The 26,762-nt window shown below is 59.5% G+C and carries 27 protein-coding genes and 1 pseudogene; 12 read left to right on the top strand and 16 right to left on the bottom strand.

Annotated features, from left to right (window positions below; genetic code table 11):
• Positions 1–23 precede the first annotated feature (23 nt).
• Together AC1DD7_RS18580 and AC1DD7_RS18575 are read right to left on the bottom strand one after the other, a co-directional pair.
• Positions 24–917: pseudogene (locus AC1DD7_RS18580) on the bottom strand (transposase); the annotation flags it as partial.
• A gap of 75 nt (positions 918–992) precedes the next feature.
• Positions 993–2,522: an APC family permease gene (locus AC1DD7_RS18575; protein WP_442017935.1), complete on the bottom strand. Its 1,530-nt coding sequence runs from the start codon at positions 2,520–2,522 to the stop codon at positions 993–995.
• Between the two features lie 364 nt (positions 2,523–2,886).
• Here AC1DD7_RS18575 and AC1DD7_RS18570 point away from each other — a divergent pair, with 364 nt between their 5' ends.
• Entirely contained in the window at positions 2,887–3,615 is a 729-nt protein-coding gene (locus AC1DD7_RS18570) for a TetR/AcrR family transcriptional regulator (protein ID WP_431114751.1), read from the top strand.
• 145 nt (positions 3,616–3,760) lie between these two features.
• Here the strand turns inward: AC1DD7_RS18570 and AC1DD7_RS18565 are convergent, their stop codons facing one another.
• From AC1DD7_RS18565 to AC1DD7_RS18550, 4 genes are all read right to left on the bottom strand, one after another.
• The gene (locus tag AC1DD7_RS18565) at positions 3,761–5,224 is read right to left on the bottom strand and encodes an amidase (protein ID WP_477516097.1); all 1,464 of its coding nucleotides are present in this window, start codon (positions 5,222–5,224) and stop codon (positions 3,761–3,763) included.
• Between the two features lie 59 nt (positions 5,225–5,283).
• Positions 5,284–6,297 (bottom strand): ABC transporter permease, encoded by a 1,014-nt coding sequence (locus AC1DD7_RS18560; RefSeq protein ID WP_477516096.1) that lies wholly within the window; start codon positions 6,295–6,297, stop codon positions 5,284–5,286.
• Complete coding sequence (locus tag AC1DD7_RS18555) at positions 6,294–7,748, bottom strand: sugar ABC transporter ATP-binding protein (RefSeq protein ID WP_477516095.1); 1,455 nt, start codon at positions 7,746–7,748, stop codon at positions 6,294–6,296. The genes AC1DD7_RS18560 and AC1DD7_RS18555 overlap by 4 nt, the downstream gene beginning before the upstream one ends.
• A gap of 88 nt (positions 7,749–7,836) precedes the next feature.
• Positions 7,837–8,835 carry a sugar ABC transporter substrate-binding protein gene (locus AC1DD7_RS18550; protein WP_477516094.1) on the bottom strand — a complete coding sequence of 333 codons (999 nt, stop codon included), beginning with the start codon at positions 8,833–8,835 and terminating at the stop codon, positions 7,837–7,839.
• A 249-nt stretch (positions 8,836–9,084) separates the two neighbouring features.
• On the opposite strand from AC1DD7_RS18550, the gene AC1DD7_RS18545 reads away from it, so the two are divergent.
• A complete protein-coding gene (locus tag AC1DD7_RS18545; protein WP_477516093.1) occupies positions 9,085–9,771 on the top strand; it encodes a response regulator transcription factor in 687 nt (228 codons plus the stop codon).
• On the opposite strand, the gene AC1DD7_RS18540 is transcribed toward AC1DD7_RS18545, so the two are convergent.
• Together AC1DD7_RS18540 and AC1DD7_RS18535 are read right to left on the bottom strand one after the other, a co-directional pair.
• Entirely contained in the window at positions 9,768–11,066 is a 1,299-nt protein-coding gene (locus AC1DD7_RS18540) for a glutamate-cysteine ligase family protein (RefSeq protein WP_477516092.1), read from the bottom strand. The two genes, AC1DD7_RS18545 and AC1DD7_RS18540, sit on opposite strands and share 4 nt — an antisense overlap.
• 106 nt (positions 11,067–11,172) lie before the next feature.
• Entirely contained in the window at positions 11,173–11,586 is a 414-nt protein-coding gene (locus AC1DD7_RS18535; protein ID WP_442017927.1) for a GFA family protein, read from the bottom strand.
• A gap of 218 nt (positions 11,587–11,804) precedes the next feature.
• Between AC1DD7_RS18535 and AC1DD7_RS18530 the strand changes: the two genes are divergently transcribed.
• The 3 genes from AC1DD7_RS18530 (at position 11,805) to AC1DD7_RS18520 (ending at position 14,492) form a co-directional block, all read left to right on the top strand.
• On the top strand, positions 11,805–13,271 hold the full coding sequence (locus AC1DD7_RS18530) for an aldehyde dehydrogenase family protein (RefSeq protein WP_477516091.1): 1,467 nt from the start codon (positions 11,805–11,807) through the stop codon (positions 13,269–13,271).
• A gap of 69 nt (positions 13,272–13,340) precedes the next feature.
• On the top strand, positions 13,341–13,727 hold the full coding sequence (locus AC1DD7_RS18525) for a nuclear transport factor 2 family protein (RefSeq protein ID WP_431114747.1): 387 nt from the start codon (positions 13,341–13,343) through the stop codon (positions 13,725–13,727).
• A gap of 78 nt (positions 13,728–13,805) precedes the next feature.
• Positions 13,806–14,492 carry a GntR family transcriptional regulator gene (locus AC1DD7_RS18520; RefSeq protein ID WP_477516090.1) on the top strand — a complete coding sequence of 229 codons (687 nt, stop codon included), beginning with the start codon at positions 13,806–13,808 and terminating at the stop codon, positions 14,490–14,492.
• An 80-nt stretch (positions 14,493–14,572) separates the two neighbouring features.
• On the opposite strand, the gene AC1DD7_RS18515 is transcribed toward AC1DD7_RS18520, so the two are convergent.
• Complete coding sequence (locus AC1DD7_RS18515; protein WP_477516089.1) at positions 14,573–15,223, bottom strand: NAD(P)H-binding protein; 651 nt, start codon at positions 15,221–15,223, stop codon at positions 14,573–14,575.
• A 98-nt stretch (positions 15,224–15,321) separates the two neighbouring features.
• Here AC1DD7_RS18515 and AC1DD7_RS18510 point away from each other — a divergent pair, with 98 nt between their 5' ends.
• A complete protein-coding gene (locus AC1DD7_RS18510) occupies positions 15,322–15,654 on the top strand; it encodes an ArsR/SmtB family transcription factor (protein ID WP_477516088.1) in 333 nt (110 codons plus the stop codon).
• 17 nt (positions 15,655–15,671) lie between these two features.
• Here AC1DD7_RS18510 and AC1DD7_RS18505 read toward each other — a convergent pair whose 3' ends face one another.
• The 5 genes from AC1DD7_RS18505 to AC1DD7_RS18485 form a co-directional block, all read right to left on the bottom strand.
• Positions 15,672–16,547, bottom strand: a complete 876-nt coding sequence (locus AC1DD7_RS18505; RefSeq protein ID WP_431114743.1) for an amino acid ABC transporter permease — start codon at positions 16,545–16,547, stop codon at positions 15,672–15,674.
• Positions 16,544–17,224, bottom strand: a complete 681-nt coding sequence (locus AC1DD7_RS18500) for an amino acid ABC transporter permease (protein ID WP_477516087.1) — start codon at positions 17,222–17,224, stop codon at positions 16,544–16,546. Before AC1DD7_RS18500 ends, AC1DD7_RS18505 begins: the two co-directional genes overlap by 4 nt.
• A gap of 34 nt (positions 17,225–17,258) precedes the next feature.
• Positions 17,259–18,098 (bottom strand): glutamate ABC transporter substrate-binding protein, encoded by an 840-nt coding sequence (locus AC1DD7_RS18495; RefSeq protein ID WP_429331906.1) that lies wholly within the window; start codon positions 18,096–18,098, stop codon positions 17,259–17,261.
• 28 nt (positions 18,099–18,126) lie between these two features.
• The gene (locus AC1DD7_RS18490) at positions 18,127–18,855 is read right to left on the bottom strand and encodes an amino acid ABC transporter ATP-binding protein (RefSeq protein WP_477516117.1); all 729 of its coding nucleotides are present in this window, start codon (positions 18,853–18,855) and stop codon (positions 18,127–18,129) included.
• Positions 18,856–19,132: 277 nt separating this feature from the next.
• On the bottom strand, positions 19,133–19,852 hold the full coding sequence (locus tag AC1DD7_RS18485) for a GntR family transcriptional regulator (protein ID WP_477516086.1): 720 nt from the start codon (positions 19,850–19,852) through the stop codon (positions 19,133–19,135).
• A 168-nt stretch (positions 19,853–20,020) separates the two neighbouring features.
• On the opposite strand from AC1DD7_RS18485, the gene AC1DD7_RS18480 reads away from it, so the two are divergent.
• From AC1DD7_RS18480 to AC1DD7_RS18460, 5 genes are all read left to right on the top strand, one after another.
• Positions 20,021–21,238 (top strand): pyridoxal phosphate-dependent aminotransferase, encoded by a 1,218-nt coding sequence (locus AC1DD7_RS18480; RefSeq protein ID WP_477516085.1) that lies wholly within the window; start codon positions 20,021–20,023, stop codon positions 21,236–21,238.
• A gap of 6 nt (positions 21,239–21,244) precedes the next feature.
• On the top strand, positions 21,245–21,796 hold the full coding sequence (locus AC1DD7_RS18475; protein WP_477516084.1) for a thiamine pyrophosphate-binding protein: 552 nt from the start codon (positions 21,245–21,247) through the stop codon (positions 21,794–21,796).
• Entirely contained in the window at positions 21,793–22,377 is a 585-nt protein-coding gene (locus AC1DD7_RS18470) for a thiamine pyrophosphate-dependent enzyme (protein WP_477516083.1), read from the top strand. Before AC1DD7_RS18475 ends, AC1DD7_RS18470 begins: the two co-directional genes overlap by 4 nt.
• A gap of 77 nt (positions 22,378–22,454) precedes the next feature.
• Positions 22,455–23,924, top strand: coding sequence for an NAD-dependent succinate-semialdehyde dehydrogenase (locus AC1DD7_RS18465; protein WP_477516082.1), 1,470 nt, complete (start codon positions 22,455–22,457; stop codon positions 23,922–23,924).
• 45 nt (positions 23,925–23,969) lie between these two features.
• A complete protein-coding gene (locus AC1DD7_RS18460; protein ID WP_477516081.1) occupies positions 23,970–24,251 on the top strand; it encodes a hypothetical protein in 282 nt (93 codons plus the stop codon).
• 54 nt (positions 24,252–24,305) lie between these two features.
• On the opposite strand, the gene AC1DD7_RS18455 is transcribed toward AC1DD7_RS18460, so the two are convergent.
• Together AC1DD7_RS18455 and AC1DD7_RS18450 are read right to left on the bottom strand one after the other, a co-directional pair.
• Entirely contained in the window at positions 24,306–25,049 is a 744-nt protein-coding gene (locus AC1DD7_RS18455) for an SDR family oxidoreductase (RefSeq protein ID WP_477516080.1), read from the bottom strand.
• 12 nt (positions 25,050–25,061) lie between these two features.
• Complete coding sequence (locus AC1DD7_RS18450; protein WP_477516079.1) at positions 25,062–26,171, bottom strand: NADH:flavin oxidoreductase/NADH oxidase; 1,110 nt, start codon at positions 26,169–26,171, stop codon at positions 25,062–25,064.
• Positions 26,172–26,291: 120 nt separating this feature from the next.
• On the opposite strand from AC1DD7_RS18450, the gene AC1DD7_RS18445 reads away from it, so the two are divergent.
• The gene (locus AC1DD7_RS18445) at positions 26,292–26,681 is read left to right on the top strand and encodes an ArsR/SmtB family transcription factor (protein WP_477516078.1); all 390 of its coding nucleotides are present in this window, start codon (positions 26,292–26,294) and stop codon (positions 26,679–26,681) included.
• Positions 26,682–26,762 lie beyond the last annotated feature (81 nt).

Here is a 26,762-nt window from a genome sequence, read left to right as displayed (position 1 = left end):
GTGTTACGGTAAGAGTCTTGGACAATATGGGCCTTGAATCCGTCCTGCTGGCGGGACTGGGTCTTGTGCGCGTGCCGGGTGTCCGGATCCACGGTGGAGATCACCCGGTCCGGTGCGACCTTCCGGGCGATACGCCACCGCCCGTCGGTGCCGTCCGAATCCTCGGCCGGTTCCACGTCCTGCCCGGCGACCAGTGCCAGCAGCGCATACGCATCGGCCGCCCTGCCCTCCAGCGTCTCGGGATCGACGGCGGCCAACAGCGCCAGCGCATCGGTGACCAGCGCAGAAACCAGCCCATCCCGGGCATCCTGGTCACCCCACGCGATGTCCGGTTTTCCCGTACGCGTGTAGTCATACCCGTTAGCGTGGGCGGCCAGCAGTTCCTTCCCGCCGGGACATCATGGCCGAAGCGGCGTATCCCCGCGATCAGCTGCGTGATGGTGTCCTGCCTCGCGACCGCGTCATCAAGAACCGTCGAATCCACACCCCGCCGGCGCTTGCCCTTCAGGATGCCGGTTTCCACCACGACCTCGGCGATCGCTTCCATGATCCGGTGCGGGTTTCCCGACCCGGCCAGGCGCCGCCGCCAGTACGTCAGCGTGCTCGGGTGGAACGCGGTATCCGTCAGCCCTTGTCCGCACGCGGCTTTCCAACGCAGATCGTACGTCAACGCCTCGGCCGTTTCCCGATCAGAGAGCCCCTGCAACGCCTGCAACACCAGCACCGGACCCATCACCGGCGCCGGAACCGATGGCCGGCCCCGCCGCGACGGGAAGAGATCCTCCATCATCGAATCCGGAAACAGGCGCCCCCGATGCCTGGCCAGAAAAGCTGAAGGCGCTGCCCGGAGCCAACAACTCTCCGGCCAGCGCCTCCACATCCAAATACCCGCGTTGCGCGTCCTCGCGTCCCTGCATAAGACCAGCCATTGACCACCAGGCCCACCAGTCCAGCCGACGCGCCCCACAACCGCCGATTAGTTCAGCAGTCTCCTAGGCGTCATCTGCCGTCGTTGAGAGCACGCGGCCGAGTCCTTCGTATGCCGCAGGGCGCTTGGCCTTCAGCCAGAATGCGATGAGGAGGCTGAAGACAAACCAGCCGATGCAGAACCACGGGATGAGACTGACCCAGATGATATCGCCCCCGAGGGAGCTGAGATTCGACCACAGCAGGTAGAGAGCGCCACCCAGACCGAGTGCTCCGATTCCGGGGGCCAGCATGGTCCGCCACCAGTGCGCGTGCATGCGGTGCGCCGGCAGCCGGTGGTACCGGATGGTCGCAATGGAACACAGAATCTGATTGAGCATGACCCAGAAAGTACATGCAATGGCGAACCAGCCAAAGACCTCGGAGTAGGCGGCCGTGTTGAAGTCGTTGCCAGCGAATTCCTGGGCCGAAGGAGCCGCAAAGTAGAAAGCCGTGAAAAGTGCCAGAATGAGTGCCGCTCCAAAGAACGTCGCAACGGCAGCGTGGTGGGGGCTTCCATAGCGCGCGTGTGTGTGGCCCAGCTTGCCCGGGAACAGAACACCCTCACGTGCAATCGCGTAGATATAGCGTGAAACAGTTTGGTGGAATGCCAGCACAGACGCGAAACAACCGGTAATCACAAGCCAGTTGATGCAGTCGGCTGCCCAGGCGCCAACATACGTTTGTGCGAGAGAGATGTAGGACTGGCCCAACAGGCCGGTTGTTTCATCGACTACTTTGCCGGTTCCGAAACCCGTGATTGTTGCCCAAGCCGTGACGAAGAGAATCAGGCCGATGCCAATGACTGCAAGGTAGGTTGCCAGCGGCACAAGTTTCTTGGGGTTCTTGGATTCTTCAGCGTAGTTGGGTACCACTTCGAATCCGAGCCAGGACCAGAAGGCGAAGAAGATCCCGATGCCTGGGGCGATTCCTCCGAAGGCGTTGATGGGGTTGATCGGTTCAAGGCTTACGCCCTCCGGTCCACCGTTGATGAAGATGGCGCCATTGACGATGGCAAGAATGATAATTTCCCCGATGAACAGGACGCCGAGAACCTTAGCTGAGAGTTCGACTCCGAAGTACGATGCCACAGCGGCGAGGACCAGTGCGATACCTGCGATCACAAGCCAAGACACGTCCATCCCGAAGGACTGCTTCAGTGCGGCAGAGCCGAAGTAACCGATTGCCCCCAACACTGCCACCTGGACGCACAGATACCCCAGCATCAGGGATAGCCCTGATGCCAGCCCGAGCGGTTTACTCAGACCGTTGCTGATAAAGCTGTAAAAGCCGCCGGTCGCACTGAGACGTCGTGTCATTGCTACATAGCCGACTGCGAAGCAAAGGAGTACGCCCATTGCGACGATGAATCCGGCTGGAGCTCCAACCCCGTTGCCGAATGCGACCGCAAGCGGAATGTTGCCCAAGCAGCCCACCAGGGGCGCTGCACTGGAGAAAGCCAGCAGAAGAATGCCTACCAGTCCAAGGGAACCGGACTTGAGGCGATGGACTTCTGTCTGTTCAGATGACGCGGAAAGGGCACTGGAAGTTGCCATGGGGGGTCCTTCTTCAAATTTTGGCGCACTGTTGGGGAGCACGACAAAGAACATTGGGAGGATGCGGAACCGTCGTTGTCATGAGACGGAGTTGGACCGCATCGTTCTGCCACCTCCTGTGGAGGGTTTACCGCACATAGGGGTGGCAGATCAGTCGTAGTCAGGCAGGACATCGCTGCGTCCAGCGAGAGTCCGAAAGAATGAAACACATTCATCTTTCATATTTGAAGTATGAGGCATGGCTCACACTTCATGCAATAGGCAATTTCCGGCAGCGACGCATGATCCGTAATGAACGCCTTAGACTGGGCTGAGGTTAAAGGTGAAACATCTACGTATTTGGGCAGGCCGAAGGGGGCGCCAGATGAGTCAGGCAGCACAGCGCGAGGTAGACGGACTTCTGCCAAGCCCTGACGGGGTCGATCCCCTTGCGACGTCGGGACCACCGCACTCCCTGTCCGAGCTGCTGACCGAAGCATCCGCCACGGTCGGCGCTCATAGGACGGCCGTACAGAAGCGGAGCCGGTCGAAGATGGAGACAGTGCTGAATGCCGCAATCGATCTTCTCGTCGAAGGCGGGCCGGAGGCCGTCACTACTACTACCGTGGCGGCGCGGGCAGGTGTATCTGTGGGCTGGCTCTATAACTTCTTCGATGGCCGGGAGGCCTTGCTTGAGGAAATTCTTGTATCTTGCCTGCAGGACCTGGATAACCGTCTGGACAAGGTTGATTTCGACCTGGGCGGACCTGACTGGAAACAGAAGGCCGAAGCCGGCGTAGAGGCCCATATCGAATTCTTCAACGAGACGCCGGCCTTCCGTGCTATCTGGTTCTCCACAGAGTTCACCGGCCGCATGATCCGGGCCAACCGTATGCACGACGACGAATTGGCAGCCTTTTTGGCCCGAACCATTACCAACGTCAAGCCCGAAGCGCCTCAGGTTCCGCTGGGCGTTGTGACCCAGATTTTTGTCGGCATGCTGGACAAGGGATTTGACCTTGCGTACCGAGAGTCGCCTGATCGAGGCAACGAGGCGTTGCTTCAAGAAATGAAGCGCTCAAGCATCGAGTACCTGGCCACCTATCTGCCGTAGGATCCCAAGCCCTCGGCCGGTTGGACAGCAGGCAGCACGTCGGCCCGGACGCGAACGTCCGGGCCGATCCAGGAAGAAATATTCACTTCAGCTGTGTCCAGGGGCGCCAGACCGCAGCTGGGATTCGCCAGTACTCGAAGAATGCCTATGCGGGACGCTGAGCTGTCAGCACCCGGTCTACCGATTGAGCAGGTCGGATCTGCGACCAAGGTCTGGCGGCTTCGAAGGCCGCTGCGGCCCTCAGAACCTTCGCATCTGCGTGAAACCCGCCGGCAATTTGCAGTCCAACGGGCAGCCCTTCGGATGTAAATCCTGCGGGCACCGTGATGGATGGCGTCGTCATCATGTTGAATGGATACGTGAGCAACCATCCGAGGATCTGCTCCCTTAGCGGCTTACCCTCAAGCCAGCTGGGCGCGAACTGCTCCAGCGGGAAGGCCGCTGAAGTCAGGGTCGGAGAAATCAAGAGGTCGAAACCTGACATGAACTCCCTGAAGGTTTGCCACATCTGACCGCGGTACAGGTCAGCCCGACCCTTATCTTCTCCATTCAGCGTCTTGCATTGCCTCATGATCTCCAGAAGGTTGTCATCCACCTGCCCCGTCATTCCCTGCCAGTCCAGTAGATCTACCTGGCTCGCAAATCCGGGAAGCCAGACGCCGTTCCACATCGCCTCCTGGGCTCCGCGCCACGACGGAGTAGCCTCTTCAACCACCGCACCAAGTTCATCAAACGCGTCCATGGCAGACCTGCAGATCGCCGAGACTTCCGGATCCACGTAGCCAAGGCCGAGATCTGAGGACCAAGCGATCCGCAGGCCATCGATCGGCTTCTTGATCTCCTCGGTGAAGTCAATATTCATATCCGGAAGACTGGTTGGGTCTTCGTCATCCGGGCCAGCCATGACATTGAGCATGAGCGCAGCATCGGCCACTGTCCGGGCAATCGGCCCATGATAGATCCAGGTATAGAAACGACCGCCCAGGATTGTCTGTGGGATGAGCCCATGGGTTGGTTTCATACCGACAACACCACACATTGAAGCCGGGATCCGAACCGATCCCGCACCATCGCTCCCTTCCGCTATAGGGGTCAAACCTGCAGCCACAGCAGCGGCCGAGCCCCCGCTGGACCCCCCAGCCGAGTAGCCCCTTTTCCAGGGATTGTGCGTGGGCCCGTAGAGATGGTTGTCCGTCCCTCCGTAATAGCCGCCTTCAGGCATGTTCGTTTTCCCCAGAAACAACCCCCCGGCCGCTTTGAGTCGTTTGACGACGGCAGCATCGTGCCTAGCAACTGTGCCTTTCAACGGCAAGTAGCCGTACGTTGCCGGCAGTCCACTCATTGCGGTGAGTTCCTTGACTGCGAATGGGACGCCGTGAAGCGGCCCAAGCTCTGAACCTGAGTCCACCTGTGCCTGCAGACGTTCGGCGTCCGTGTGGACTTGTTCCTCGTCGAAGGTGACGTATGCATTCAATTGCGGATTCACTGCCCTGATGCGGTCCGACATCGACGTAGCGATATCGATAGGGGAAAGTTCCTGACGACGCACCGTCTCCCTAATGTGCGTCGCGCTCATCCATGGGATGTCTTCAGCGATGCCGTGGTCCATGAGTTTCTCCTTAGATTTAGGACTTTTTGATTTAGCTGTGGCGCATCATTTGGCGCGCGTCACTTGGACCGTTGAACCCAGAAGCGAATGGCCTCAAGGCCGGCGGCCAGGACCAGGACACTGCCGGTCACAATTCCCGCGATCTCCGGCCCAAGGTTAAGAAGTGTTAGGCCGTTCTTAAGGATGGCAATGAGCCAAACTCCGAGAACGACGCGAAGCACGCTTCCACGACCACCGTTGAACGGGACACCACCCAGTAGCACAGCCGTCAGAACAGTCACTTCAAATCCCACCCCGAGGGTGCCTGAAGGGGCACTATCCAGTCTCGCCACCTGCAGGACACCGGCAATACCGGCCGCCAGTCCTACTACAACGTAGAGGAGCACCGATAGGCGCTTGACCGGGATGCCTACAAGGTATGAAGCCCTGGCATTTACTCCAATTGCGATGATTTTGCGGCCAACAGGAAAACGATTCATGGTGAGCAAAGCCGCGCCGATGACAAACAGCGCTGCAAGGCCCAGGTACGACACACCGAAAATGGAGCCGTTGCCCAGGACATTGACATCAGACGGAAAACCGTAGAGTGAATCGGGGGCGAGATACTGAGCCACACCCCGAGTGGCCGCGAGCATTCCGAGCGTTACTACCAAGGGAGACAGTTCCAGCCATCCAATCAGCAATCCGTTGATGGCGCCTATTGCAGTACCTACTGCAATTCCGACTAAGAGTCCGGGGATGAGACCAGAACCCAGGAAAGTGAGCCCGGAGCACACTCCGGCCAAGGCCAACGTGGAACCGACGGACAGATCTACGAATCCGGCCATCAGCAACACTGCAGCCACCACGGCCACTATGAAGGTCGGTCCATTCTGCGTTAGTACTGCCAAGAGGTTGCCGCCAGTAAAGAAAGACTTGGTCGCGAGAGAGAAATACACCATGAGACCAAGAGTGGCGGCCGGCATGAACCAGTTGATGCCCTGCAAAACTAGCTTCTTGCCGGCAACGCCGGGCTGTTTGGTCTCTACGTTGATACTCGAGGGACTCATGGTGGTGGATTCCAACGTAGTCACTTTGCTGTTCCTTCCGCTTCGCCAAGACTGCCTTGGGCAGCTGACAGTAGGTTGTTTTCTGTAATGTCTTCGGCGGCGATCTCCCTGGGCACTCCGTCCACCAGAACGAAGACACGGGTGGCAAGCGCGAGGATTTCCTCGGGTTCGCTGCTCGCGAAGATCACGCACCGCTCAGGACCAGAGACAAACTCGCGGAGTAATTCGTAGATCTCGCGCCGGGATCCGATGTCCACCCCTTGAGTTGGTTCATCCAGGAGCAGAACCGATGTATCGCCAAGTTCACCGGCCCAACGTCCAACGACCAACTTTTGGGCATTTCCCCCTGAAAAGGACTCCGCTGGATTCCTTGGAGACATCGGACTCAGCCGAATCCTCCCGGCCGTCTCAAGAAAGGCCGCGCGTTCGCGGCCACGGCTCCGAAATCCGCGCGAGAGCTGGTGGTAATGGGGAAGCAGTACGTTTTCTTCAGCGGTCATGCTGCCAAAGAGCGACTGTTCTTTTCGATCAGAAGCCACCAAGGAAATGCCTGCCCTCAGAGACTTGGACCGCGTTGCTGCACGGGACGTCCGCGACAGACTTACGTTCCCTCCGACGGGTCTCCTTACCCCTGCCAGAGACTCCAGAAGGTTCGTCCGCCCCGAGCCCAGCAGCCCGAACAGTCCGACAATCTCGTTGGCATGTACTGTCGTCGTCAAAGGCCCCGTGAAGGAGCACTGGAATGCCTCCAGCTTCAGCAACGGCTCGCCGGGTGCGTAGTCTGATGCCCTTCCGGAAAGTGAGCTCCCTGGAGAGATGCCATCAACCAGGTCCTTCATTTCGAGGTCCAGGCGATCCCGGGTCCAGTGCACCCGGCCGTCTCGGAGGACAGTCACAGCGTCGGCTACCTGCAACACCTCGTTCAACAGGTGCGTTACGTAGATAACAGTGAGTCCCTGCGTCGTGGCCAGCCGGCGCACGAGCCGGATCAGGGCCGTCACCTCATGTGGGCCGAGGGCTGCCGTTGGCTCATCCAAAATGAGGAGGTCCGGTTTCCGACGCAGCGCCCGTGCGATTTCCACGATCTGCTGCTCGCCTACTGAAAGTGAACCGACCAAGGCTCTGGGGCTTATGTCCACGTCCAGAGATTCAAGAATGGTCAGTGCTTCACGCTCCTGCCGGCGCGTATCCACTGCACCGAGGACGGTCCGACGCTCTTGGCCAAGAAATATGTTGTCCGCGACGGAGAGCGAACCGATGAGTTGAAAGTGCTGGTAAATGATGGCGCATCCAGCTTCAAAGGCCTGCGTAGGCGTTAGCCCACGGTATGAGCGTCCCCCAATGATGATTTCACCGTCGTCGGGACTCGTGGCTCCGCTGAGGCACCCCAGGAGTGTGGACTTCCCGGCACCATTGGCACCGAGAAGAGCGTGGACTGTGCCGGCAGGAATATTCATATCAATGCCCCGCAGCACGTGATTTGTTCCATACGATTTGCGGATTTCTGATAGCACCAGGCCGAAATTCCCAGCATCTTCCTGAATCAAAGCGTCCCGAAGCATTTCATTGGCCCTTACGCTCAAAATTCCCGATGAGATCAGCCACAAGTTGCGGGTTGTCGGCCTTTGCCAGAACTGTCGGAGTGACAAGGTTGGCCTCACCCTTGCCTGTTGCCGCGGCCATGGCAGCGTCTACGATGGAGGCTGCAAGGGCGTCCATGGGTATGGCGGAGCTTGCCCGGTACATGCCGCCTTCCTTGACCGCGGCCAGACCTTCCGGTGAGCCGTCCTGGCCAGCGATGTAGACGGTGTTTGGGTCGATACCAGCGTTTTTGAAGGCCTTCATCGCGCCAATGGCGGACTCGTCGCTGAGCCCAATGAAGATGCGCAAATCGGGGTGCTCGCGGAGGGCGTCTTCGGCAATTTGCAGTCCGCAGGCTTGATCTGTGCAGTTTTGTTCAGAAACAACTTTGAGTCCGGCCGCTTCGATTGCCTTGATGGGAAGCTCGTATCTGGGGCGTGAAGGTGGCAGCGTGGTCAACGTACTGACCGCGGCTGTTGCACCGCCGTTGGGATAGTTCTTCTCGATCCACGTTGTGACGTCGGCCGCGATCTGCTCTCCTTGGAGCTTGTTGTCAAAGCCCACGCTGCCATCTTGTCCGTCCATGCTGGTCAGATATGTTAGCCACTTAGTGCCTTGGCTCTGTGCCTGCTTCTGGAGACCTGCGAAAGCCGTCGAGTCGACAGGCCAAAGCACAATAGCGTCAACGTGTTGCGTCACCCAGCTTTCAACTGTGGCGCGCTGGCTTTCAAGCTTCATTCCGGTGGTGTTGTCCAGAAGCAGGTCCACACAACCAACTTTGGTGGAGTAGTCCTTCGCCAGTGACTTCAACGCCTTAATCACCTCGGCCTCCCCGATCGGGTGACTGAAGCCGATGGTGTACGTCTTTGAACACTCAGCATTGGACGAACTGGAGGCTGGGGCGCTGCAGGCCGAAAGCGCGGCTGCAGACGCCAGGGCCAAGGTGGCGGCGCCTGCGATGAGAGCTGGTTTGAGATGCATATTAATTGATGCTCCTGAGGGATGGATTGTGGGTCCGCAGGGTTGGGTTTCCTGGGGAGTAGACCCAGCTTAGGAACGCCGCGCTCTGGCCACCATCGGTGATTTCACGTATATTTGTGATGCGGATCGCTTTTACAAAGTGCGACCACTCCATGCGAACCCCGACAGGCCAGCTGCCCCGGGTCTTTGTCGTCGTTGGTTTGATCTGACAACTAACGTGAGCTTTTTCCTACGAACCATGGAGGCCACATGGACTCCGCGTCCCGGGTTCTCATCTTGCAGGACCTTCAAAGCGACGATAGTATTCGCCGACGCAATGCATACTTCGACCTCGTTCGCTTCGAAAGCGGTGCGGGAGCGATCCTTCTGACGTATGTGGATCCTTTGGCGCACACTCATATCGCGGTCGGCAGCTCAGGCTACCGTGACGCCGTGGTGGACTACATCACCCGGGATCTGCTTCTCCACGACAAAGCTGCCAGGCAAGCACTGCGGGATGAGTCCACCATTTATGACTGGGATAACCTGCCAGGCTACCGAGCCTCAGCGCCCGCGCTTTTGCATTTCGGCCCGGAAGGTTTCAAAAACGGCGTCACGATGCCCCTGACAGTGAAGGGGGAAATCGTCGGGACTTGCAACATCAGCACTGATCGCGCGGCCTGGCCTGCACTCACGGCACCCATGTTGACGGCCCTGCGACCGGTACTTGCAGATATGGTCGAACGAGCCAGGCAGAGCCGCAGCCTGGGGCTTACTCCGCGTGAGTTGGAGATCCTTCGAATGGTAAAGAGGGGCCTGACGGACACCCAAATAGCCAGCGAACTCTTTCTCTCACCGCGCACGGTTTCTACGCACATGGAGAACGCGCGAGGCAAGCTCTCATCGACGACGAGGACGCGAGCCGTCATCGTTGCCACGGACCTCGGCCTGATTTAGCAAGTGCCGTTGTCCAGTCCACAACCATGTCTGCGGGACGACCACTCGGACGGATGATCATCCGCCGGCGAAAGAGCACGGGTAGTCCACCTCTCGGTATACTCCTCAACCTGGCGGGCTGTTCCCGCTGTGGAAGGGTCAAGCCTGAGCCGGTCGGCGGCCAACGCCATTAGCTGCACAGCCCGAGTGGCTATTGCCGGGTCTCCCATCCCAAACCGGGCAGCAACTTCCCAACCCGGAGAGCCGACGCAAATCCCGCGCGCTTGATCAGAGGTCGCAGGATCGGCGATGAGCGCAGCGACCACAGCAGCAGGAACAGCCCACCAGCAGCCGGGCTGTGCATCGATGTATCTGACTTCGAAATACCCTTTGGGCCGAACGTGGGGGAATAGAGTACTCAAGTGCTGCTGCAAATCCTCAAGATTTGCCGGTGGTCGGTCCGGTACCACCGCTGTCCCTAGACGGAGCCAATCGCGGAACGTCAGACCGGCGGGGGCATGCCACTCCCCTACTTCACGGCGAATCATCATCAAGGGGGCGTCCAAGGCCCACCGAGCGTAAGACACCCCGGGATCCTGGGCAGCACTGAGATGCGGTACGCCAGTCCTGGCCGGGTCCAGAGCGAGCCAGGCCGCAAGCCGTGTGCTCTTCCAACCGCTGCGTCTGCCACCGATCCAACCGGAGTTCGCGAACGTCGCTGCGAGCACTGGCCCCATTGAATACAGGAGGTTCCACCGTTGACGGATTTCGAGATCATCCGCGCCCGCCTCAACGTTGACCTGCACTGACGCGGTGGAACACATCATGGTGCTACCCGCCGGCGCCCACGGTTCAAAGTACTCTTCCATGGCAGCGTAGCGGGGGGCTTGCGTAATCCGCCTGGGTTCCCGATGGGGTGATACTCCGGCACCTACCAGAATTGCCTCCAGATCGGCAGCCTGCTCCCGCAACAATTTCAAGCTGCCATGCACTGACAAGATGACGTCCTGCAAAGAGGCTTCGGGGTGCGAGCTGAGCTCAAGCTGACCACCCGGCTCGAGCGTAAGACTTCCGGCAACGTCCAGACGACGCAGTTCCGAGAACAAACACCGATAGTTGTCGTCTGCAAACGGACGCTGCAGGCACGGATCTCCGATTCGCCCCATGAGCAACTCAAGCTCGAGTCCGATGCGCCCGGCCGGGCCGGACGTGAAGCAGGAGCGCTGGATCCAATCCTCGGCTGCCGCGACCGTCAGGGGTCCTTCCTGCCGATCAGCGATGCTGTTGGCGCCGAGGGAAATCGCGATGGACGTCATATTCCTTGGTTCCTTTCGAGAAAAGAAGAGGGGGCTGGATGGCCCGCCTCCAAGAAGCGATCCACCCAACCCCGATGCTGCGCGCCCTTCCGCGCGCAGGCCCGAATCAGGCCGGGATGTCGCCGTCGTAACGTTCCGCACCCGGGAGGGCCTCAACCCATGGCTGCGCGGACCGGCACCAGACTTCCACTGTCGGCTTGAGCCATGACGTGTCGTTGAGTGTTCCCGCCTTGACGAAGGCCAATCCAGGCATCGCGTCAATGCGCCCAACAATTGGCGAACCGCATTCCCCGCAGAACGAACGGTTGGTGTTGGTCTCGTGCTCGGAGCCGACGGTAATGAACGTCTTCACCGCGTCGCCCGTGATTTTCAGCTTTTCGTCGTCAACTCCGATGACCAGCGAGTACGCGCCACCTGTCTGACGCTGGCAATCGGTGCAATGACACAAGGCCGTGAACTTCGGCTCGCTGTCAATCGTGTAGGTGACTTCACCACAAAGGCACTGTCCGTCGAGTTTCATGTCTGCTCCTTGAGCTTCATTGGTAAGGGACTTCAGGGGAGGTCGCACTGCCATCGTGTCGATCATCACACCCTAAACTGAAACAATATCGCATTTCAGAATTTGGCAAAAGGTCTTGCAAGCCCAAGTCCCTGCCCCTAAACTGAAACATGAATCTGTTTCAGCATTCGATTCGTTCACCGCTCCACGGCAAGCCGCCGCACGACAGGAGAGATCACATGGGAGTTTCCATCACAGAGGGCGCGCGTACCATCACGCCCCCGAACTTCAACGGACCCTACGGACTGCTCATTGATGGCAACATCGTTCAGACTGAGGATCATTTTGACGTCTACAACCCAGCCACAAACTCGGTCCTCGCATCCGCACCCCAGGGCACACGGGAACACATGGAACGCGCCATCGGCGCCGCCAAGCGGGCTTTCCCCGCGTGGGCTGCGCTGACCGCGGACGAGCGCGAAGCGATCATCGTCGAATTCTTCGAGGCCCTCGAGGTCCACAAAGAGGAGTTCATTACCTTGCTCTCACTGGAGCAGGGCAAGCCACGACACAATCAGGCGACGTTCGAAGTTAACCTTGCCAACCCCTGGATCCCCAACACCGCCAAGTCGAGGCTGGAGGACAAGGTTCTGGTGGAGGACGATGAGAAGCGCGTAGAACTTCGCCGCTCACCGCTCGGTGTCGTGGGGGCCATCATCCCCTGGAACTATCCCTACCTCCACGTTCTGTGGAAGACCGTCCCCGCGCTGATCACCGGCAACACCGTAGTTCTCAAGCCTTCTCCCTATACCCCGCTCTGCGCATTGCGGATCGGGGAGCTGGCAGCCCAGGTCTTCCCTCCCGGCGTCTTCAACATCGTCACAGGCGGCAACGAACTTGGGCAGATCCTCACCGAGAGCCCCGACGTCGGGATGATCACCTTCACGGGATCCACGGAAACCGGGACCAAGATTATGGCTTCAGCCGCCGGCACCATCAAGCGGGTCACTCTCGAACTGGGTGGAAATGATCCTGCGATCCTACTCCCGGACGCGGACTGGCAGGACGCCGTGCCGCAGGTATTCAACGCCGCCTTTGGTAACTCGGGACAGTGGTGCATCGCGGCCAAGCGCATCTACGTACACCGTTCCTTCCATGAAGACTTCGTCAACGCGCTCGTGGACTATGCCAAAACGCAAAAGGTCGGCGACGGCATGGATCCCACCAGCGATCTTGGCCCCATCAACAACCGCATGCAGTACGACAAGCTTCGTGACCTCTTCGAAGACACTCGCCGCCATGGGTACGACGTCCCAGTCGGAGGCACCATCGACGAGTCCCTGGATGGCAACTTCGTTCCAGTCACCATCGTCAACAACCCTCCCGAAAACAGCCGCATCGTCCAGGAGGAACCTTTTGGACCGATCGTACCCGTACTCGTGTACGACGACGTCGAGGACGTCATCGAGCGCGCCAACGCCACAATCTTCGGCCTTGGTGCCACCATCTGGGGGCGAGACGAAGAGCGGGCACTGGCCGTGGCGGACCGCATCGACTCCGGCAACGTCTGGGTCAATCAAGGCCAGAGCCACCCGGATCATGCGCCGTTCGGCGGCCACAAACAGTCCGGCCTGAGCGTCGAACACGGTGATGAAGGCCTGGCCTCGCACACCAACAACAAAACCGTCGTGATTCGAAAGCGATAACCCAAAGCGTTTCCTAAACCAAACAAACCCTCGGGTGCCGAGGCGCTCGATAAGTCATAAGGAGAAACCATGCCCAAGAACCTCAAGGTCGTCCCGACCGACGAATATGACCAGATCGTCACCACCGTTCAGAAGTATGTCGAAGGCCTGCGCGTTGGCAGCCCCGAAGGCGTTGCAGAAGCCTTTCATGAAGACGCCACCATGTACGGCTTTACCAACGGCCAGCTTCTGGGCGGCCCCATCAAGAACTTGTACGACTTCGTCGCCGACAACGGCGCGGCTCCTGATGTCAAGACCCGCGTGGACATCATCGGCATCACCCAGACAACTGCCGTGGTGAAGGTTGACATGGAAAATGACGCCATTGGTGCTGACTACACCGACTTCCACACCCTGCTGAAGCAGGACGGCGATTGGAAGATCATCGCCAAGGTTTACCACCAGTACGAGGCCTAGTCGAACAGAACCGGGGGAGGCTCACCGCCTCCCCCGGTTTTTTCGTTCGTACTGGTATTCAGCACGCGAGGGGCGAGAATGATTTCGGAAACAATCCAGCGAACAGCCGCGCCATTGCGCCAAGAGGTGGTTGCCGCCCTTCGGCGGGCGATCGTTACCTCCGAGTACAAACCTGGAGAGAGGCTGGTGGAGACTGCGCTTTGCGATAAGTTCTCCGTCAGCCGGACAGTGGTTCGTGAAGCACTGCGGCAGCTGGAATCCGAGCAGTTGGTAGTGACGGTGCCGAACCGCGGGCCCGAAGTTGCAACCCTCACGCCCACCGAAGCCCGAAGTCTCTATGAAGTTCGCGGCGCTTTGGAATCGCTCGCCGGAAGCCTGTTCGCAGAGCGAGCCACAGAAGCTCAGCGTGGGCAACTCGTGGCGAGACTCTTTGACATCCGAAGAGCAGAGTCAGCTGGCAGTGCGCAGCACTTGGTGGCCGCGAAAGATAGCTACTATGAAGTGCTTCTGGCTGGTGCTGGCAACAAGGAAATCTCGGGCATGCTTCGGCAAATCAATGCCCGCACTCAAGTACTTCGGGCCCTCTCAACGAGTTCCCCTGGGCGGAGTCCGCACATGTTGTCCGAGCTGACGGACATCACCACGTCAGCTGCCATCACTAGAGATCCCGAGGCGGCCCGGCGAGCATGTGAAGTACATGCATCCAACGCCGCGGAAGCCGCACTCATTGCCATGGAGTCGACCCGTAAGCCTGGGCACCCGTGAATTCATGAGTGAACACGAGGAAGGGAGGCACGCGATTCGCGTACCCCCCTCCCGACCTTTGGACAAGGCGTGTCTGCCTGTTAGCCAACCAGCCTGGACACAGCCTCTGCCACCGCGGTATCGCCATCAGTTAGCTCAACGATAGTCCGGTTCAGCTGTGAGTTATGAAGCGCCGCGTCAATGAACGCCGCGACGTTATCGCGTCGAATGTCTCCGTACTCAATCGCAGGACCGGCCGTTACCCGCCCATCTCCTGGGGCGTCGGTCAGAAGCCCCGGGCGAACTATCAGCCAATCCAGATCAGTGCGCGTGAGGTAGACGTCTGCTGTCTTCTTCGTGCGCATATAGTGCTCAAAACGTTCGTTCACCGATTCACCCCGCCCTGACTCCGGGAAGGCAGATACCAGGACAAAACGGGACACTCCAGCGAGGGCGGCCGCATCGGCAGCCTTCTCCAACCCCTTGCCGTCGATGAGGGTGGTTTGGTCCATCCCGGTGCCATGGGCGCCCGCAGAGAAGACGACGGCATCGTGTCCCTTGAACTTTCCGGCCAACGCCTCAATGGAGTCCTTAATCAGGTCTCCCACTACGGGCGTCGCGCCACTGGAGGCAACGGTGTCAGCTTGAGCGGGATTCCTAAACATTCCCGTGACGGTGTCACCGCGGCCGCTCAGGCGCTGGGCCAGACGTCGGCCTACTCCCCCGGCTGCGCCTACTTGGAACACCTTCATGTGCGTCTCCCTTCACTTTAAGTTCGATATTTATCGTAGTACGACAAGCGTAGGATTTGTAAATCGCCAGGTCCTCGAACTTCTTGGATAATCGAAGCATGCGAACTCTGGACCACCCTACGCCCGACGCGATTCACATCGATGGCGTGCTGTCGGCGCTGGCCGATCCCATCCGGCGTCGGATAGTAACTCAACTGGCCGATGGCCATGACGACCAGGCATGCATCGCGTTTGAGCTGCCCGTGAGCAAGTCCACGTCCACCCATCACTTCCGCGTGCTTCGCGAGGCGGGAATCATAGAACAGCACTATCAGGGAACGGCGATTCTCAACACGCTTCGGACCGGCGTTATGGAATCGCTGTTTCCAGGCTTGCTGAGTGTCGTCATTGCGGCTGAACGCAATTCCGGACTGAGGCAACGAGCATCCTGACGGATGATCGCCCGCATCTAGGTCTGGGGAACCAGGACGTCGCCAACCTTTGACTCGGCGGGGGCCTTGCGGCCGCTTCGGAGTCGAAGCTCAATGTACGTTGCCAGTCGCGATAGTCCCAGATTGATGACAATCATCACAAGCGCGATCACTACCAGCGCCGGTATGTAATTCGAATACGCAGAGCCGGCCTGGATTCCTTGCCGCACTGCTTCCACGTAGGTGATTTGGTAACCAAGCGCAGTGTCCTTCAGCGCCACAACCAATTGAGCGACGATTGCCGGGAGCATTGCCGTGATTGCCTGGGGCAGAAGAATCATACGGAGGGTTTGTCCACTGCCCAGCCCAAGAGCCACAGCAGCTTCCCCTTGGCCTCGCGGAATGGCTTTGATTCCTGCGCGCACAATCTCTGCAATCACGGCCCCGTTGCTCAGAGCAAGGCCGGTAACCACTGCCGCAACTGCCAGATCGGTTGACGGGAACAAGTCGTAGTCGGCGAAGAGCTGAAAGCAGAAAATCATCAGAATCAGCAGCGGAATTGCCCGGAAGAACTCCACCACGGCGGCGCACGCGTAGCGCACGAACCGATTGTCGGAGAGACGTCCGACGCCGAGCAGGATACCCAGAATTATGGCGAGGATTATGGCAAACACCGCAGCCTGGAGCGTTCCCACAATCCCGGGCAGAAGGTACGTCTGCCACATTTCCGGCGTGAGAAATGGCTGCCACTTCTCCGGCGCCAGTTGACCCTTGTCTGCCAGGGCTGACGCCACGAACCATCCGGCCGCTGCCAGCCCAACGACGCACAGAGCGCTGATGAGGACATTCAGAATTTGCCCCTTGGGCCCGGGGACGTCATACAGATTGTTGATGGGCGCTCGAGTGTTGCTCATCGCTTGACCTCAAACTTCCTACTTAGGTATCCGAAAGCCGCGCCGGTCGGAAGAGTCAGGCACATGAAGCCGGCCCCGAAGATCAGCCCAACAACGATGAGGGCGGAGGTGTTCTCTATCATTTCCTTCATCAGAAGAGCGGCTTCAGCCACACCTATGACGGAGGCAACCGTTGTGTTTTTGGTCAACGCAATGAGGATGCTGCCCAAAGGCGCAATGACCGCCCGGAAGGCCTGCGGCAGGACGATGTGGCCCAATCCCTGCATAAAGTTCAGGCCCAACGACCGGGCTGCTTCCGACTGGCCGGGAGGGACCGTATTAATACCGGACCTTAGCGCTTCGGATACGAACGTCGACGTGTACAGGCTGAAGGCCAGGACAGCCAGCCGGAACGAACTGTCTGTGATGGATGTGGGGGACTTTGGATCTGCCAAGGTGATGCCGAGTTGCTGCGCCAATCCGAACGATGCGAAAAGCACCACAAGGGTCAAAGGGGTATTCCGGACAATGTTCACGTACCCGGTAGCAAGCGTCCGCATCGCCCAAATGGGTGAAGCCCGCATGGCAGTCAGTACAGTGCCCAATACCAACGAGCCCAGTGCCGACAGCGCCGTGAGTTGCAGGGTGATCAGGAAGGCCGCCAGGATCTGATCCCCGTATTCGTTGAGGATGTTCATGTTAAATATCCAGTCTCTTGTCTGGCTGCCCCGACTAGTAGCGGTCTACCACTGGCGTGGCGGGCAATGCATAACCGGACGGTCCAACGTTGCTCTCAAACGCTTTGGCCCACGATCCGTCGTCGATCATGGACTGAATGGCGTCGTTGATCTTGGCACGGCCCGCGGTGTCATCTTTCTTCAGACCAATGCCGTAGTTCTCCTTGCTGAAGGTACTGCCAACAAGCTTCAGCTTTCCCTGATTGGCAGCTGCGTAACCGGCAAGTTGAATATCATCCGTGGTCATTGCGTCAACGGCGCCGCTCTTCAGGGCTTCAACGCATGCGGAAGGGGTGTCGTACTCCTGAAGCTGCGCGTCCTTGCTGTAGTTCTTCTTGATGTTCTGTGCTGGTGTGGAACCGGTCACCGAGCACAACTTTTTGCCCCCATTCAGGGACTCCGGGCCCGTGATGTCCGTGGAGTCAGAACGAACCAGGAGCGACTGGCCAGCCAGGAAGTAGGGCCCCGCGAAGGCGACCTTCTCCTTTCGGGCGTCGTTGATGCTGTAGGTATTCACCACATAATCCACCTGCCCGTTCTGGATCAGGCTCTCACGCTGCGCCGGAGTCGCTTCCTTCCAGGTGATGGAAGACTCCTCAACGCCAAGCTTCTTGGCGACGTACTTGGCAACGTCAACATCGAAACCCTTGAATGATCCGTCCGGAGTCTTGATTCCAAGCCCTGGGCGATCAAAGGAAATACCGATGGTGAGGTGGCCCGATTGAGCGCTTGCTTCAACTGTTTTCGCTTTGTCGGATGCACCGGAGCAACCGGCGATCGAGCTGGCAAGGAACAGCGCTGCGGCCGGAATGGCCAGGAACTTGAGCTTCACGATGTGCTGCTTTCTAGATTGGGGTGGCTTGTCAGTGGCTGAGGATCTTGCCGAGGAACTCTTTGGCCCGCTCGGTGGTTGGGTTGTCAAAAAACCGGTCAGGGGTTGTGTCCTCGAGGATCTGACCATCGGCCATGAACACCACCCGGTCGGCGGCGCGTCGAGCGAAGCCCATCTCGTGCGTGACTACGAGCATCGTCATGCCTCCTTGTGCCAGCGACGTCATGACATCCAGTACTTCGGTGACCATTTCCGGGTCAAGAGCCGAGGTAGGTTCGTCGAAAAGCATCACCTTCGGCTCCATGGCCAACGCCCTGGCAATGGCAACACGCTGTTGCTGCCCACCCGAAAGCTGGGCGGGGAGCTTATGCGCCTGATTTGCTATTCCTACTCGCTCGAGCAGGGCCATTGCCCGCGTCTGAGCCTCGGCCTTTCCGATTCGTCGCACCTTGAGTGGCGCAAGCATGACGTTTTCGAGAATGGTTTTGTGGGCAAAGAGGTTGAATGACTGAAAGACCATTCCGACGTCGGCCCTGTAGCGCGTCAGCGCCTTGCCTTCGTTGGGAAGAGGCTTGCCGTCGACGGCGACTGTGCCGGCTTCGACAGTCTCCAACCTGTTGATAGTTCGGCAGAGAGTCGATTTTCCCGAGCCTGAGGGACCCAAGACAACCACAACCTGACCCTGGGCAACCTCAAGATTGACATCACGGAGGACGTGCAGAGGTCCGAAATGCTTGCTGACCCCCCGGATGGAGATCATCGCCTTCTTCTCATCACCAGCAGCTTCAGAAGTGCTGTCAACAAACTTTTGCAGTTCCATGTTCGCCATTCGTTCGGGGATATTTCGTCTCGACGGTCGTGGCGGGAGGTGCAGGGCTTCTTCCCTGAATTCCCATGTGACCTAAGTTACGAAAGTAAGAATGTTAACATTTGTACGGCAAAGACACTGAGAGGGCAAGTCCGCCGAGAGAGCTCCAAACCTGGACGAAGCCGGCACCGGGCTTCGTCCACCGGCGGACTTTCAGAAGGACATGTGACTAGCCCGCCCCTTCGAGGCGTTCCCTGCTGTCGAGGTCGGCTTTGATTCTTTCGAACGCAGTCTCGATGTGCTCACGCACCAGCTCTTCAGCCTTCGCACCATCCTTGTCGCGGATCACGCGGAACATTTCCCAATGCTCAGGGCCGATGCGGGTCCTGTAGTCATCATGGCCTTGCTGTCGATTAAGGAGAAGCAGCGCGATTTGCGAACGCAGGCCCAACCAAACCTGCTCCAATCTCTCGTGACCGGCACAGGCGTAGATCGCATCATGAAACGCAATGTCCGATTGGAGCATGTCGCCCCTATCCCCCAGGGCGGCAGCCCGTTCAATGTCCTCGGCACGCACCTGAAGTAGGTCCAAATCCCTCTCGGTGCGGTGTGCAATCAGCCGCTGAACGGCGAGCAACTCTATCGAGTACCGGAGCGAGTAGATCTCTTCGAGGTCTTTGTGCGTAAAGACGGTAACCCGCGATCCCCGGTGCCAGTCGCCTTGAAGTAGGCCCTCCTGCCGCAGCAAAACGATGGCATCCCTCACCGGTCCACGACTAACGGATAAGGACGCAGCCATCTCCACTTCATTGATCCGCTCCCCGGGAGGTATTTCACCGGCCAGAATCGCGTCACGGATCCGGTCCGCGACATCCTGGGCCATACCGCGACGTTTCAGGGGTGCACGAAGGGTTCCGTTCTTGACATTTGCTGTGGTGTCAGATTTCATAATGTTAACATTCTTGCAGTTGGAGGCTTGCTGGTCACGTCTACCACACTATCCCAGCACTCCATTCGGAACCTGTCCGGATCGCGGGATGCTGCATTCAAGAAGACCGCCTGCTTTCGATGCAGGCTCGATTCCACCACCTGTATCCCCTGAAATTGGAGTATCCCTATGAGTACCGCTACCACTACACGGTTTGGACGGTTTGCTGATCGGTTGCGGGATATTGGTCCGTCGCCTATTCGGGCGATCTTTGATAAGGCTGCGGCGTTGGAAGCTGCAGGTGAGAAGGTGTATCACTTCGAGATCGGACGCCCGGATTTTGATACCCCGCAGGTAGCCAAGGACGCAGCGGCTGCATCGTTGGACCGCGGGGAAGTCCACTACGGCCCTAACGCAGGAACGATGGATCTTCGCCAGGCAATCAGCGGGTATCTGCAAGAGCGCCGCGGGACCGGCTATGACCCGGGCACCGAAGTACTCGTCACGATCGGCGCGAACGAAGCGGTGTTCCTTGCATTGATGGCCTTCTGCGGCCCCGGCGATGAAGTGATCTTCCCCGTCCCGGCCTGGGCGCACTACGAGTCCTGCATCCGTCTGGCCGGCGCCACCCCTGTCCCTGTCCGGCTCGACGCGGACAATGATTACAGTCTCGATGTCGACGCGATCGCCGCCGCAATCACCCCCGCGACACGCATGGTCATCCTCTGCACCCCGAACAACCCCACCGGCGGTGTCGCAACGGCCGAGGAAATCGAAAGACTCGCCAGCGTCCTGGAACGGACCGACGCGCTGCTGATGTCCGATGAAATCTACGCCGACCTCGTCTACGACGAGATCCGCCACCAGTCCCCGGCCGCCGTAGGGAACCTTCGCGAACGGACCTTGGTCATCGGCGGCTTTGCGAAAGCCTTCGCCATGGACGGATGGCGCCTCGGCTGGCTCGCCGGCCCTAAAGAACTCATCACACCGGCACTAAGAGTCCGCCAGTACACCACCGTCTGCGCCCCCACCTTCCTCCAACCGGGCGCGGCCGCAGCCCTCCGCCACGCGGGCCCCGAGGCGGAAGCGATGCGCATCCAATTCCAGGAACGACGCAAAGCCGGTCTCAAGATCCTCACCGGCGTTCCCGGCGTCACGGTCAGCCAACCCGACGGCGCCTTCTACTTCTACCTCACCTACACACCCGAGACCGCCGAACCAGCCGAACAACTGGCGCTACGACTCCTCGAGGAACAACGCGTCGCCGTCGTTCCGGGGATCGCGTTCGACCCCGACGGTGGTACCCACTCCATCCGGATCTCTTACGCCTGCCACATCGATGACCTCACCGAAGGCCTGCGACGCATCGTCCAGACCCTGACCACACCACACCCCAAGGGAGCCTGACCACCCATGACTACCACCATCACCCAGGACCGCCACAGCGAAGTGGTGGACGCGATCGTGCGCCTGGCCCCCGACGGCGTCGCGTACGTCCCCTCCGCCAGCATTGCTCCGATCATCAACGGCGTCCTCACCGCCCAAACCAACGGCGACCTGCCCCTGGTCTACCCCGTCTCCCGCGAAGAAGAAGCCATCGGCGTCGTCGGCGCCTACCCGTTCGCCGGGAAATTCGGGGTCATCATCATGCAGGACAACGGCTTCGGCAACGCCCTGACCGCACTCACCACCTTCGCCGTGTCCTACCACCTGCCCCTGCTCATCGTCGCGAACACCCGCGGCGGGCTCGGCGAGTACAACTCCATGATCCACACCATCTCCGCACCCGTCCCCGCACTGCTGGCCTCCACCAACATCCCCGTGTTCCAAGTCGACCGCCGCAATTCGGCCCAGGACTGGGGCGCGACCGTCGCCGAAGCCGGCAACCACGCCCGCATGACCTTCCGACCCGTCGTGGTCCTCATGGAATTCTTCGACCCCAAAGACGCAAAGGCAAAAGCATGAAACGCATCGAAGCCCTCCGGGCCATTGTTGAGACCACCCCGGACGTTCCTGTGATCGCGACCTGCGCCGCGACCTCCCGCGAACTGGCCGCCGTCGCCGACCGCCCCAACCACCTCTACCTCCTGGACGCCATGGGCCTGGCCATCTCCGTCGGCACCGGCATCGCCCAAGCCATCAAAAACACCCCCGTCACCCGCGCCGTCGTCATCGAAGGCGACGGATCCCTCCTGATGAACCCCGGCTCAGCCATCACCGCCGGCTACCTCGCCCCCGAAAACCTCGTCATCATCCTGCTCGACAACGGCGTCTACGCCTCCACCGCCTCCATCCCCACCCAAGCCGTCACCATCGACCTCGGACGCTTCGCCAAATCCGTCGACCTCAAGGTCCTCCGCGCCAACAACACCGAAGAACTCACCCTCGCCCTGAAACAAACCCTCACCCAAGACGGACCCTGGTTCATCCACACCCGCACCGAACCCGGCAACGAACCCAACACCAAACTCCTCCTCATCGACCCCGTCACCCACGGCAACCGCTTCCAAAACTGGCTCACCCCACAACTCACCGAGTCAAAGTAGCCAACAATCAATCACTTGCCGGGCCCGAGCGGGCCCGGCAGTGCCCATCTGCTGAAAGCACGAGAACTTCAATGGAAATGACCACAACTGCTTCCGCTCCCCCGCTTGGATTTCCGGAGAAGCTTATGCCCATCGGCGGCTCATGGATCGCCTCGAGCAACGCTGCAACTCTCACAGTCGCAAACCCGGCAACTGGAGAACCCATCGCGGAAGTTCCCTCTGCAACGGTTCAAGACGGCATGTCTGCTGTCGATGCCGCGGTCGACGCACAGCCTGCCTGGGCTGCGACCCCTGCCCGGGAACGCGCCGACATCCTCTTTCGCACCTACGAAGGAATCCTGGCTCGTCGCGACGAGTTCGCGGCACTGATCACCGCGGAAATGGGTAAGCCTCTCCCGGAAGCCCAGACTGAAGTCGATTACGGTGCCGGGTTTTTCCGCTGGTTCGCCGAATCCGCCGGTCGGATACACACCGAAGGCCAGTTCGGCGTCGAACCCGGAGGCAATTACCAGATCGCCGTCTCCAAACGTCCCGTGGGGCCTTCCCTGTTGATCACGCCCTGGAACTTCCCGCTCGCGATGGGCGCACGGAAGATCGCCCCGGCCCTCGCCGCAGGGTGTACAACGATTCTTAAGCCCGCCGAGCTGACCCCCTTGACTTCGCTGTTACTGGCCCGGGTTCTCGAAGAAGCAGGCGCCCCTGCCGGTGTTGTCAACGTCATCACCACCTCCAATTCCCGCGACGTTATCGCCGCAATTATGAAGGACTCACGAGTCCGGAAGATCTCCTTTACCGGATCGACACAGGTTGGGCGTGCGCTCTTGGCCCAAGCAGCCGAGAACGTCATGAACACGTCCATGGAGCTCGGGGGCAACGCTCCACTGATCGTGTTCGATGACGCCGACCTTGAGCAGGCTGTCGAAGGCGCCATGCTCGCCAAACTCCGCAACGGCGGCCAATCCTGCGTCGGCGCCAACCGCATCTATGTGCAAAGTGGCATTGCGGCCGAATTCACTGCCCGTTTCACCGAGCGGATGGCTGCTGCTCGTCTCGGCGACGGCGCACACCCCGACACGGATCTGGGTCCGCTTGTGGATGCAAAACAAGTAAATACGGTGGCTGCATTGGTTGCCGACGCCATCGCCAAGGGCGCCGTTTGCCTGACGGGCGGAACTATTCCCGAGGGCCCTGGTTCTTACTACCCTGCCACGGTCCTGACTAACATCCCAGCAAACGCAGACATCCGCACCGAGGAAATCTTCGGTCCCGTCGCAGCAATATACGAGTTCGCTACTGAAGCCGAAGCTATTCACGAAGCCAACAACACCCCATACGGGCTGGCCTCCTACGTCTTCACCGAAAACCTCTCCCGTGCGCTGCGCGTCGCAAACGCCATAGATGCCGGTATGACCGGCATCAACCGCGGACTCGTCTCCAACCCGTCCGCACCCTTCGGCGGAACAAACGCCTCCGGACTGGGACGCGAGGGCGGAACCGAAGGCCTCGAGGCCTACCAAGAAACCAAATACACCGGGATTCAGCTTTAGCCGGATGGAAGTCGCTCAGGTCGACCAGGAATGTGGGGCTGATCCATGCAGACGGTGATGATTTTCCTGGGGATAGGTGCGGGTGTTGCTTCAGTGGTCCTGTCCGTTCCGTCTCTCCGTCGTCGTACCAGTGCCGCAGAGTCGCTGTCTGTGGCAGCAACCGGGGCCGTGATATCCGGTTTACTGGCGTTGGCTTTTTGTGGTGACGACCTCGCCGGTCCTGTGAGTGCGCTCAGTCTATTGGCGTCGGCGACCGGTGCCACAGCATTGCTGGGCTTAACGCTCACGTCAGGGCGGACAGGTACCCCACGTCACCAGCGCGACTAACTGCACCGGGAAGGGGCCGTTCCAAGGAACGGCCCCTTCCCGGTGCATCTGATGTCACCAATTCTGGCGGGTTGGGGAGATCACCAAATCGTTGACGGTGGTATTTGCTGGTTGGTTAAGGACATAAACCACGGCGTCGGCCACAGCCTCCGGGGTAATGGCCAGTGCATTGAGCTCTTTGGCTGCTGCGCGTCCAGCGGGGTCGCCCACTTTGTCGGCCCACCCGGTGTCGATGACTCCGGGGCTGATAGTGCTGGCCTGAATACCGTGTTGCACTCCGAGTTCCTTGCGCATGCTCTCCGTGATGGCTCGTACGAAGAACTTGGTTGCGCTGTATACCCCGGCAGAGTCGCCGATCTGATGACCCGCAACAGACGCCATGTTCAAGATGTAGCCTGATTGACGCTCCAGCATCATGGGCAGGACAGCCTGGATACCGTTGAGATACCCCCGGATGTTCGTATCGATCATCCGGCCCCAGTCGTTGACGGCCAAATCCTTCCAGGCGGAGAACAACATGAGTCCGGCGTTGTTGACCAAGATGTCGACGCCACCAAAGGTCTCGACAGCATAATGGGCCAGAGCGTCCATATCTGCAGAATCCGTAACGTCGGCGACACGCGCTGCCGCGGTTCCCCCAGAAGCACGAATCTCCCCGACGAGGGCGTCGAGGCGATCCTGGTCCCGGGCAGCGAGCACCAGTTTCGCGCCATGTGCTGCCAAGGCCTTGGCTGCTGCGGCACCGATGCCTGATGATGCGCCGGTGATGATGATGGTCTTGTTATGCAAGTGATTCATGGAGAGACCTTCCTACTTCTTGCGACGTTGTGCGGCGTAGCCATATTGTGCGGGCCACTGGGGTTCGATGCCGAGCTCACTGGCAGCCTGCTGCGGCCAGTACGGGTTGCGGAGCAGCTCGCGGCCAAGGAATACGGCATCTGCTTGTCCGGTTTTCAGTATGTCCTCAGCCTGGTGGGCGTCGGTGATAAGTCCCACAGCACCGGTAGCAATTCCAGCTTGGTCGCGTGCTTGCCCCGCAAAGGGAACTTGATAGTTGGGGCGGGCAGGAATCTTGGCGTCCCGAACGATGCCTCCGGTGGAAACGTCAAGGAAATCGACCCCGTGAGCCTGTAGTTCTTTGGCCAGACGGACGGTGTCGTCTGCGGTCCAACCCTCGCGGGGATCATCGTCGTTCTCGCTTAGCCAGTCGGTGGCTGAGGTACGGAAGAAGACCGGGAGGTCCTGGGGCCAAACTGTCCTGACGGCGTCCACTACCTCGAGCGCAAAACGCATCCTGTTTTCGAAGCTTCCGCCATAGGCATCCGTGCGCTTGTTGGACGCCGGAGATAAGAATGAGTGGATCAGGTATCCATGAGCACCGTGAACCTCGACAACCTCAAAGCCCGCTTTGAGGGCTCGCTTTGCAGATTCGGCGAAGTCGGTGACGAGCTGCTTGATTTCGGCGACGGACAGCTCCGTTGGCAGAGACAGTCCCTGGAAGGCTTCCTGGCTGGGGCCGACCGCTGTCCAGCCGCCGTCGCGTTCGTCTAAGTAGCCGTCAGAAATCCAAGGCTTGTCAACGGACGCCTTTCTCCCCGCGTGGGCCAGCTGGATAGCGGGCAGTGAACCATAAGACCGGATTGCTGCTGCTATACGGCCAAAAGACTCTTCTTGCTCGTCATTCCACAGCCCCAGATCCCACTGGCTGATGCGCCCGTCCGGCCGGACACCGGTCGCTTCGACCATGACCAGGCCGGCACCGCCTGCCGCACGACTGGCCAAGTGGGTCAAATGGAAATCCGTGGGGACGCCCGTTTCCGGGCCATCGGCAGCGGCCGAGTACATGCACATCGGGGACATCCAAACCCGGTTCGGAATTGTTAGATCCCGCAGCTTAAGGGGAGCGAAAAGGCTACTCAAGGAAATCTCCTTCTTGGTTCTGCGTGGAGGACGGCAGCCAGCGTTGTTCGCAAGCGGCCCTAAGTACGATAAGCATCGTAGTATGTATATTGTCAAACTACGATGTGTATCGTACCTTTGATGATGACCAACGAAAGGGACACAATGCGCTCTGCCATAGTTACATCCGAGGCGCGACTATTGGATCACCCCGAGCCTGAAGAGATTCGACTCGAGGCAGTTCTGCACGCGCTATCGGATCCCATCCGCCTGAAAATTGTCGGGGACCTGGCCATGGGGCACGACGACATGGCATGCATCGCATTTGAGCTGCCCGTGAGCAAATCCACGTCGACGCACCACTTCCGCGTGCTTCGGGAGGCAGGCGTCATTCGACAGCACTACCGGGGAACATCCCGTATCAGCAAACTACGAAACGACGACCTCCAGGCGAGGTTCCCGGGACTGCTGGATGCGGTACTGCTGTCGTCGGAGGGCGCGTCAGCGACGACGAAACGCACCGGGGATTGACACTCCGGACGGAGATTCGGGCGCCGAAGTGCGCGGCTGAGTAGGCCGACCACTACTCCCCGACTACAGCGAAGCGGGAAG

It is taken from the genome of Paenarthrobacter sp. 10L412 (genome assembly GCF_056395565.1).
This window is presented reverse-complemented; position numbering and strand designations above follow the sequence as displayed.

Excerpts from the sequence above, each read along its gene's own strand:
- AC1DD7_RS18575 (WP_442017935.1), bottom strand. The coding sequence starts at position 2,522 with ATGGCAACTTCCAGTGCCCTTTCCGCGTCATCTGAACAGACAGAAGTC.
- AC1DD7_RS18570 (WP_431114751.1), top strand. The coding sequence starts at position 2,887 with ATGAGTCAGGCAGCACAGCGCGAGGTAGACGGACTTCTGCCAAGCCCT.
- AC1DD7_RS18565 (WP_477516097.1), bottom strand. The coding sequence starts at position 5,224 with ATGGACCACGGCATCGCTGAAGACATCCCATGGATGAGCGCGACGCAC.
- AC1DD7_RS18550 (WP_477516094.1), bottom strand. The coding sequence starts at position 8,835 with ATGCATCTCAAACCAGCTCTCATCGCAGGCGCCGCCACCTTGGCCCTG.
- AC1DD7_RS18545 (WP_477516093.1), top strand. The coding sequence starts at position 9,085 with ATGGACTCCGCGTCCCGGGTTCTCATCTTGCAGGACCTTCAAAGCGAC.
- AC1DD7_RS18540 (WP_477516092.1), bottom strand. The coding sequence starts at position 11,066 with ATGACGTCCATCGCGATTTCCCTCGGCGCCAACAGCATCGCTGATCGG.
- AC1DD7_RS18535 (WP_442017927.1), bottom strand. The coding sequence starts at position 11,586 with ATGAAACTCGACGGACAGTGCCTTTGTGGTGAAGTCACCTACACGATT.
- AC1DD7_RS18530 (WP_477516091.1), top strand. The coding sequence starts at position 11,805 with ATGGGAGTTTCCATCACAGAGGGCGCGCGTACCATCACGCCCCCGAAC.
- AC1DD7_RS18525 (WP_431114747.1), top strand. The coding sequence starts at position 13,341 with ATGCCCAAGAACCTCAAGGTCGTCCCGACCGACGAATATGACCAGATC.
- AC1DD7_RS18520 (WP_477516090.1), top strand. The coding sequence starts at position 13,806 with ATGATTTCGGAAACAATCCAGCGAACAGCCGCGCCATTGCGCCAAGAG.
- AC1DD7_RS18515 (WP_477516089.1), bottom strand. The coding sequence starts at position 15,223 with ATGAAGGTGTTCCAAGTAGGCGCAGCCGGGGGAGTAGGCCGACGTCTG.
- AC1DD7_RS18510 (WP_477516088.1), top strand. The coding sequence starts at position 15,322 with ATGCGAACTCTGGACCACCCTACGCCCGACGCGATTCACATCGATGGC.
- AC1DD7_RS18505 (WP_431114743.1), bottom strand. The coding sequence starts at position 16,547 with ATGAGCAACACTCGAGCGCCCATCAACAATCTGTATGACGTCCCCGGG.
- AC1DD7_RS18500 (WP_477516087.1), bottom strand. The coding sequence starts at position 17,224 with ATGAACATCCTCAACGAATACGGGGATCAGATCCTGGCGGCCTTCCTG.
- AC1DD7_RS18490 (WP_477516117.1), bottom strand. The coding sequence starts at position 18,855 with ATGATCTCCATCCGGGGGGTCAGCAAGCATTTCGGACCTCTGCACGTC.
- AC1DD7_RS18485 (WP_477516086.1), bottom strand. The coding sequence starts at position 19,852 with ATGAAATCTGACACCACAGCAAATGTCAAGAACGGAACCCTTCGTGCA.
- AC1DD7_RS18480 (WP_477516085.1), top strand. The coding sequence starts at position 20,021 with ATGAGTACCGCTACCACTACACGGTTTGGACGGTTTGCTGATCGGTTG.
- AC1DD7_RS18475 (WP_477516084.1), top strand. The coding sequence starts at position 21,245 with ATGACTACCACCATCACCCAGGACCGCCACAGCGAAGTGGTGGACGCG.
- AC1DD7_RS18470 (WP_477516083.1), top strand. The coding sequence starts at position 21,793 with ATGAAACGCATCGAAGCCCTCCGGGCCATTGTTGAGACCACCCCGGAC.
- AC1DD7_RS18465 (WP_477516082.1), top strand. The coding sequence starts at position 22,455 with ATGACCACAACTGCTTCCGCTCCCCCGCTTGGATTTCCGGAGAAGCTT.
- AC1DD7_RS18460 (WP_477516081.1), top strand. The coding sequence starts at position 23,970 with ATGCAGACGGTGATGATTTTCCTGGGGATAGGTGCGGGTGTTGCTTCA.
- AC1DD7_RS18455 (WP_477516080.1), bottom strand. The coding sequence starts at position 25,049 with ATGAATCACTTGCATAACAAGACCATCATCATCACCGGCGCATCATCA.
- AC1DD7_RS18445 (WP_477516078.1), top strand. The coding sequence starts at position 26,292 with ATGATGACCAACGAAAGGGACACAATGCGCTCTGCCATAGTTACATCC.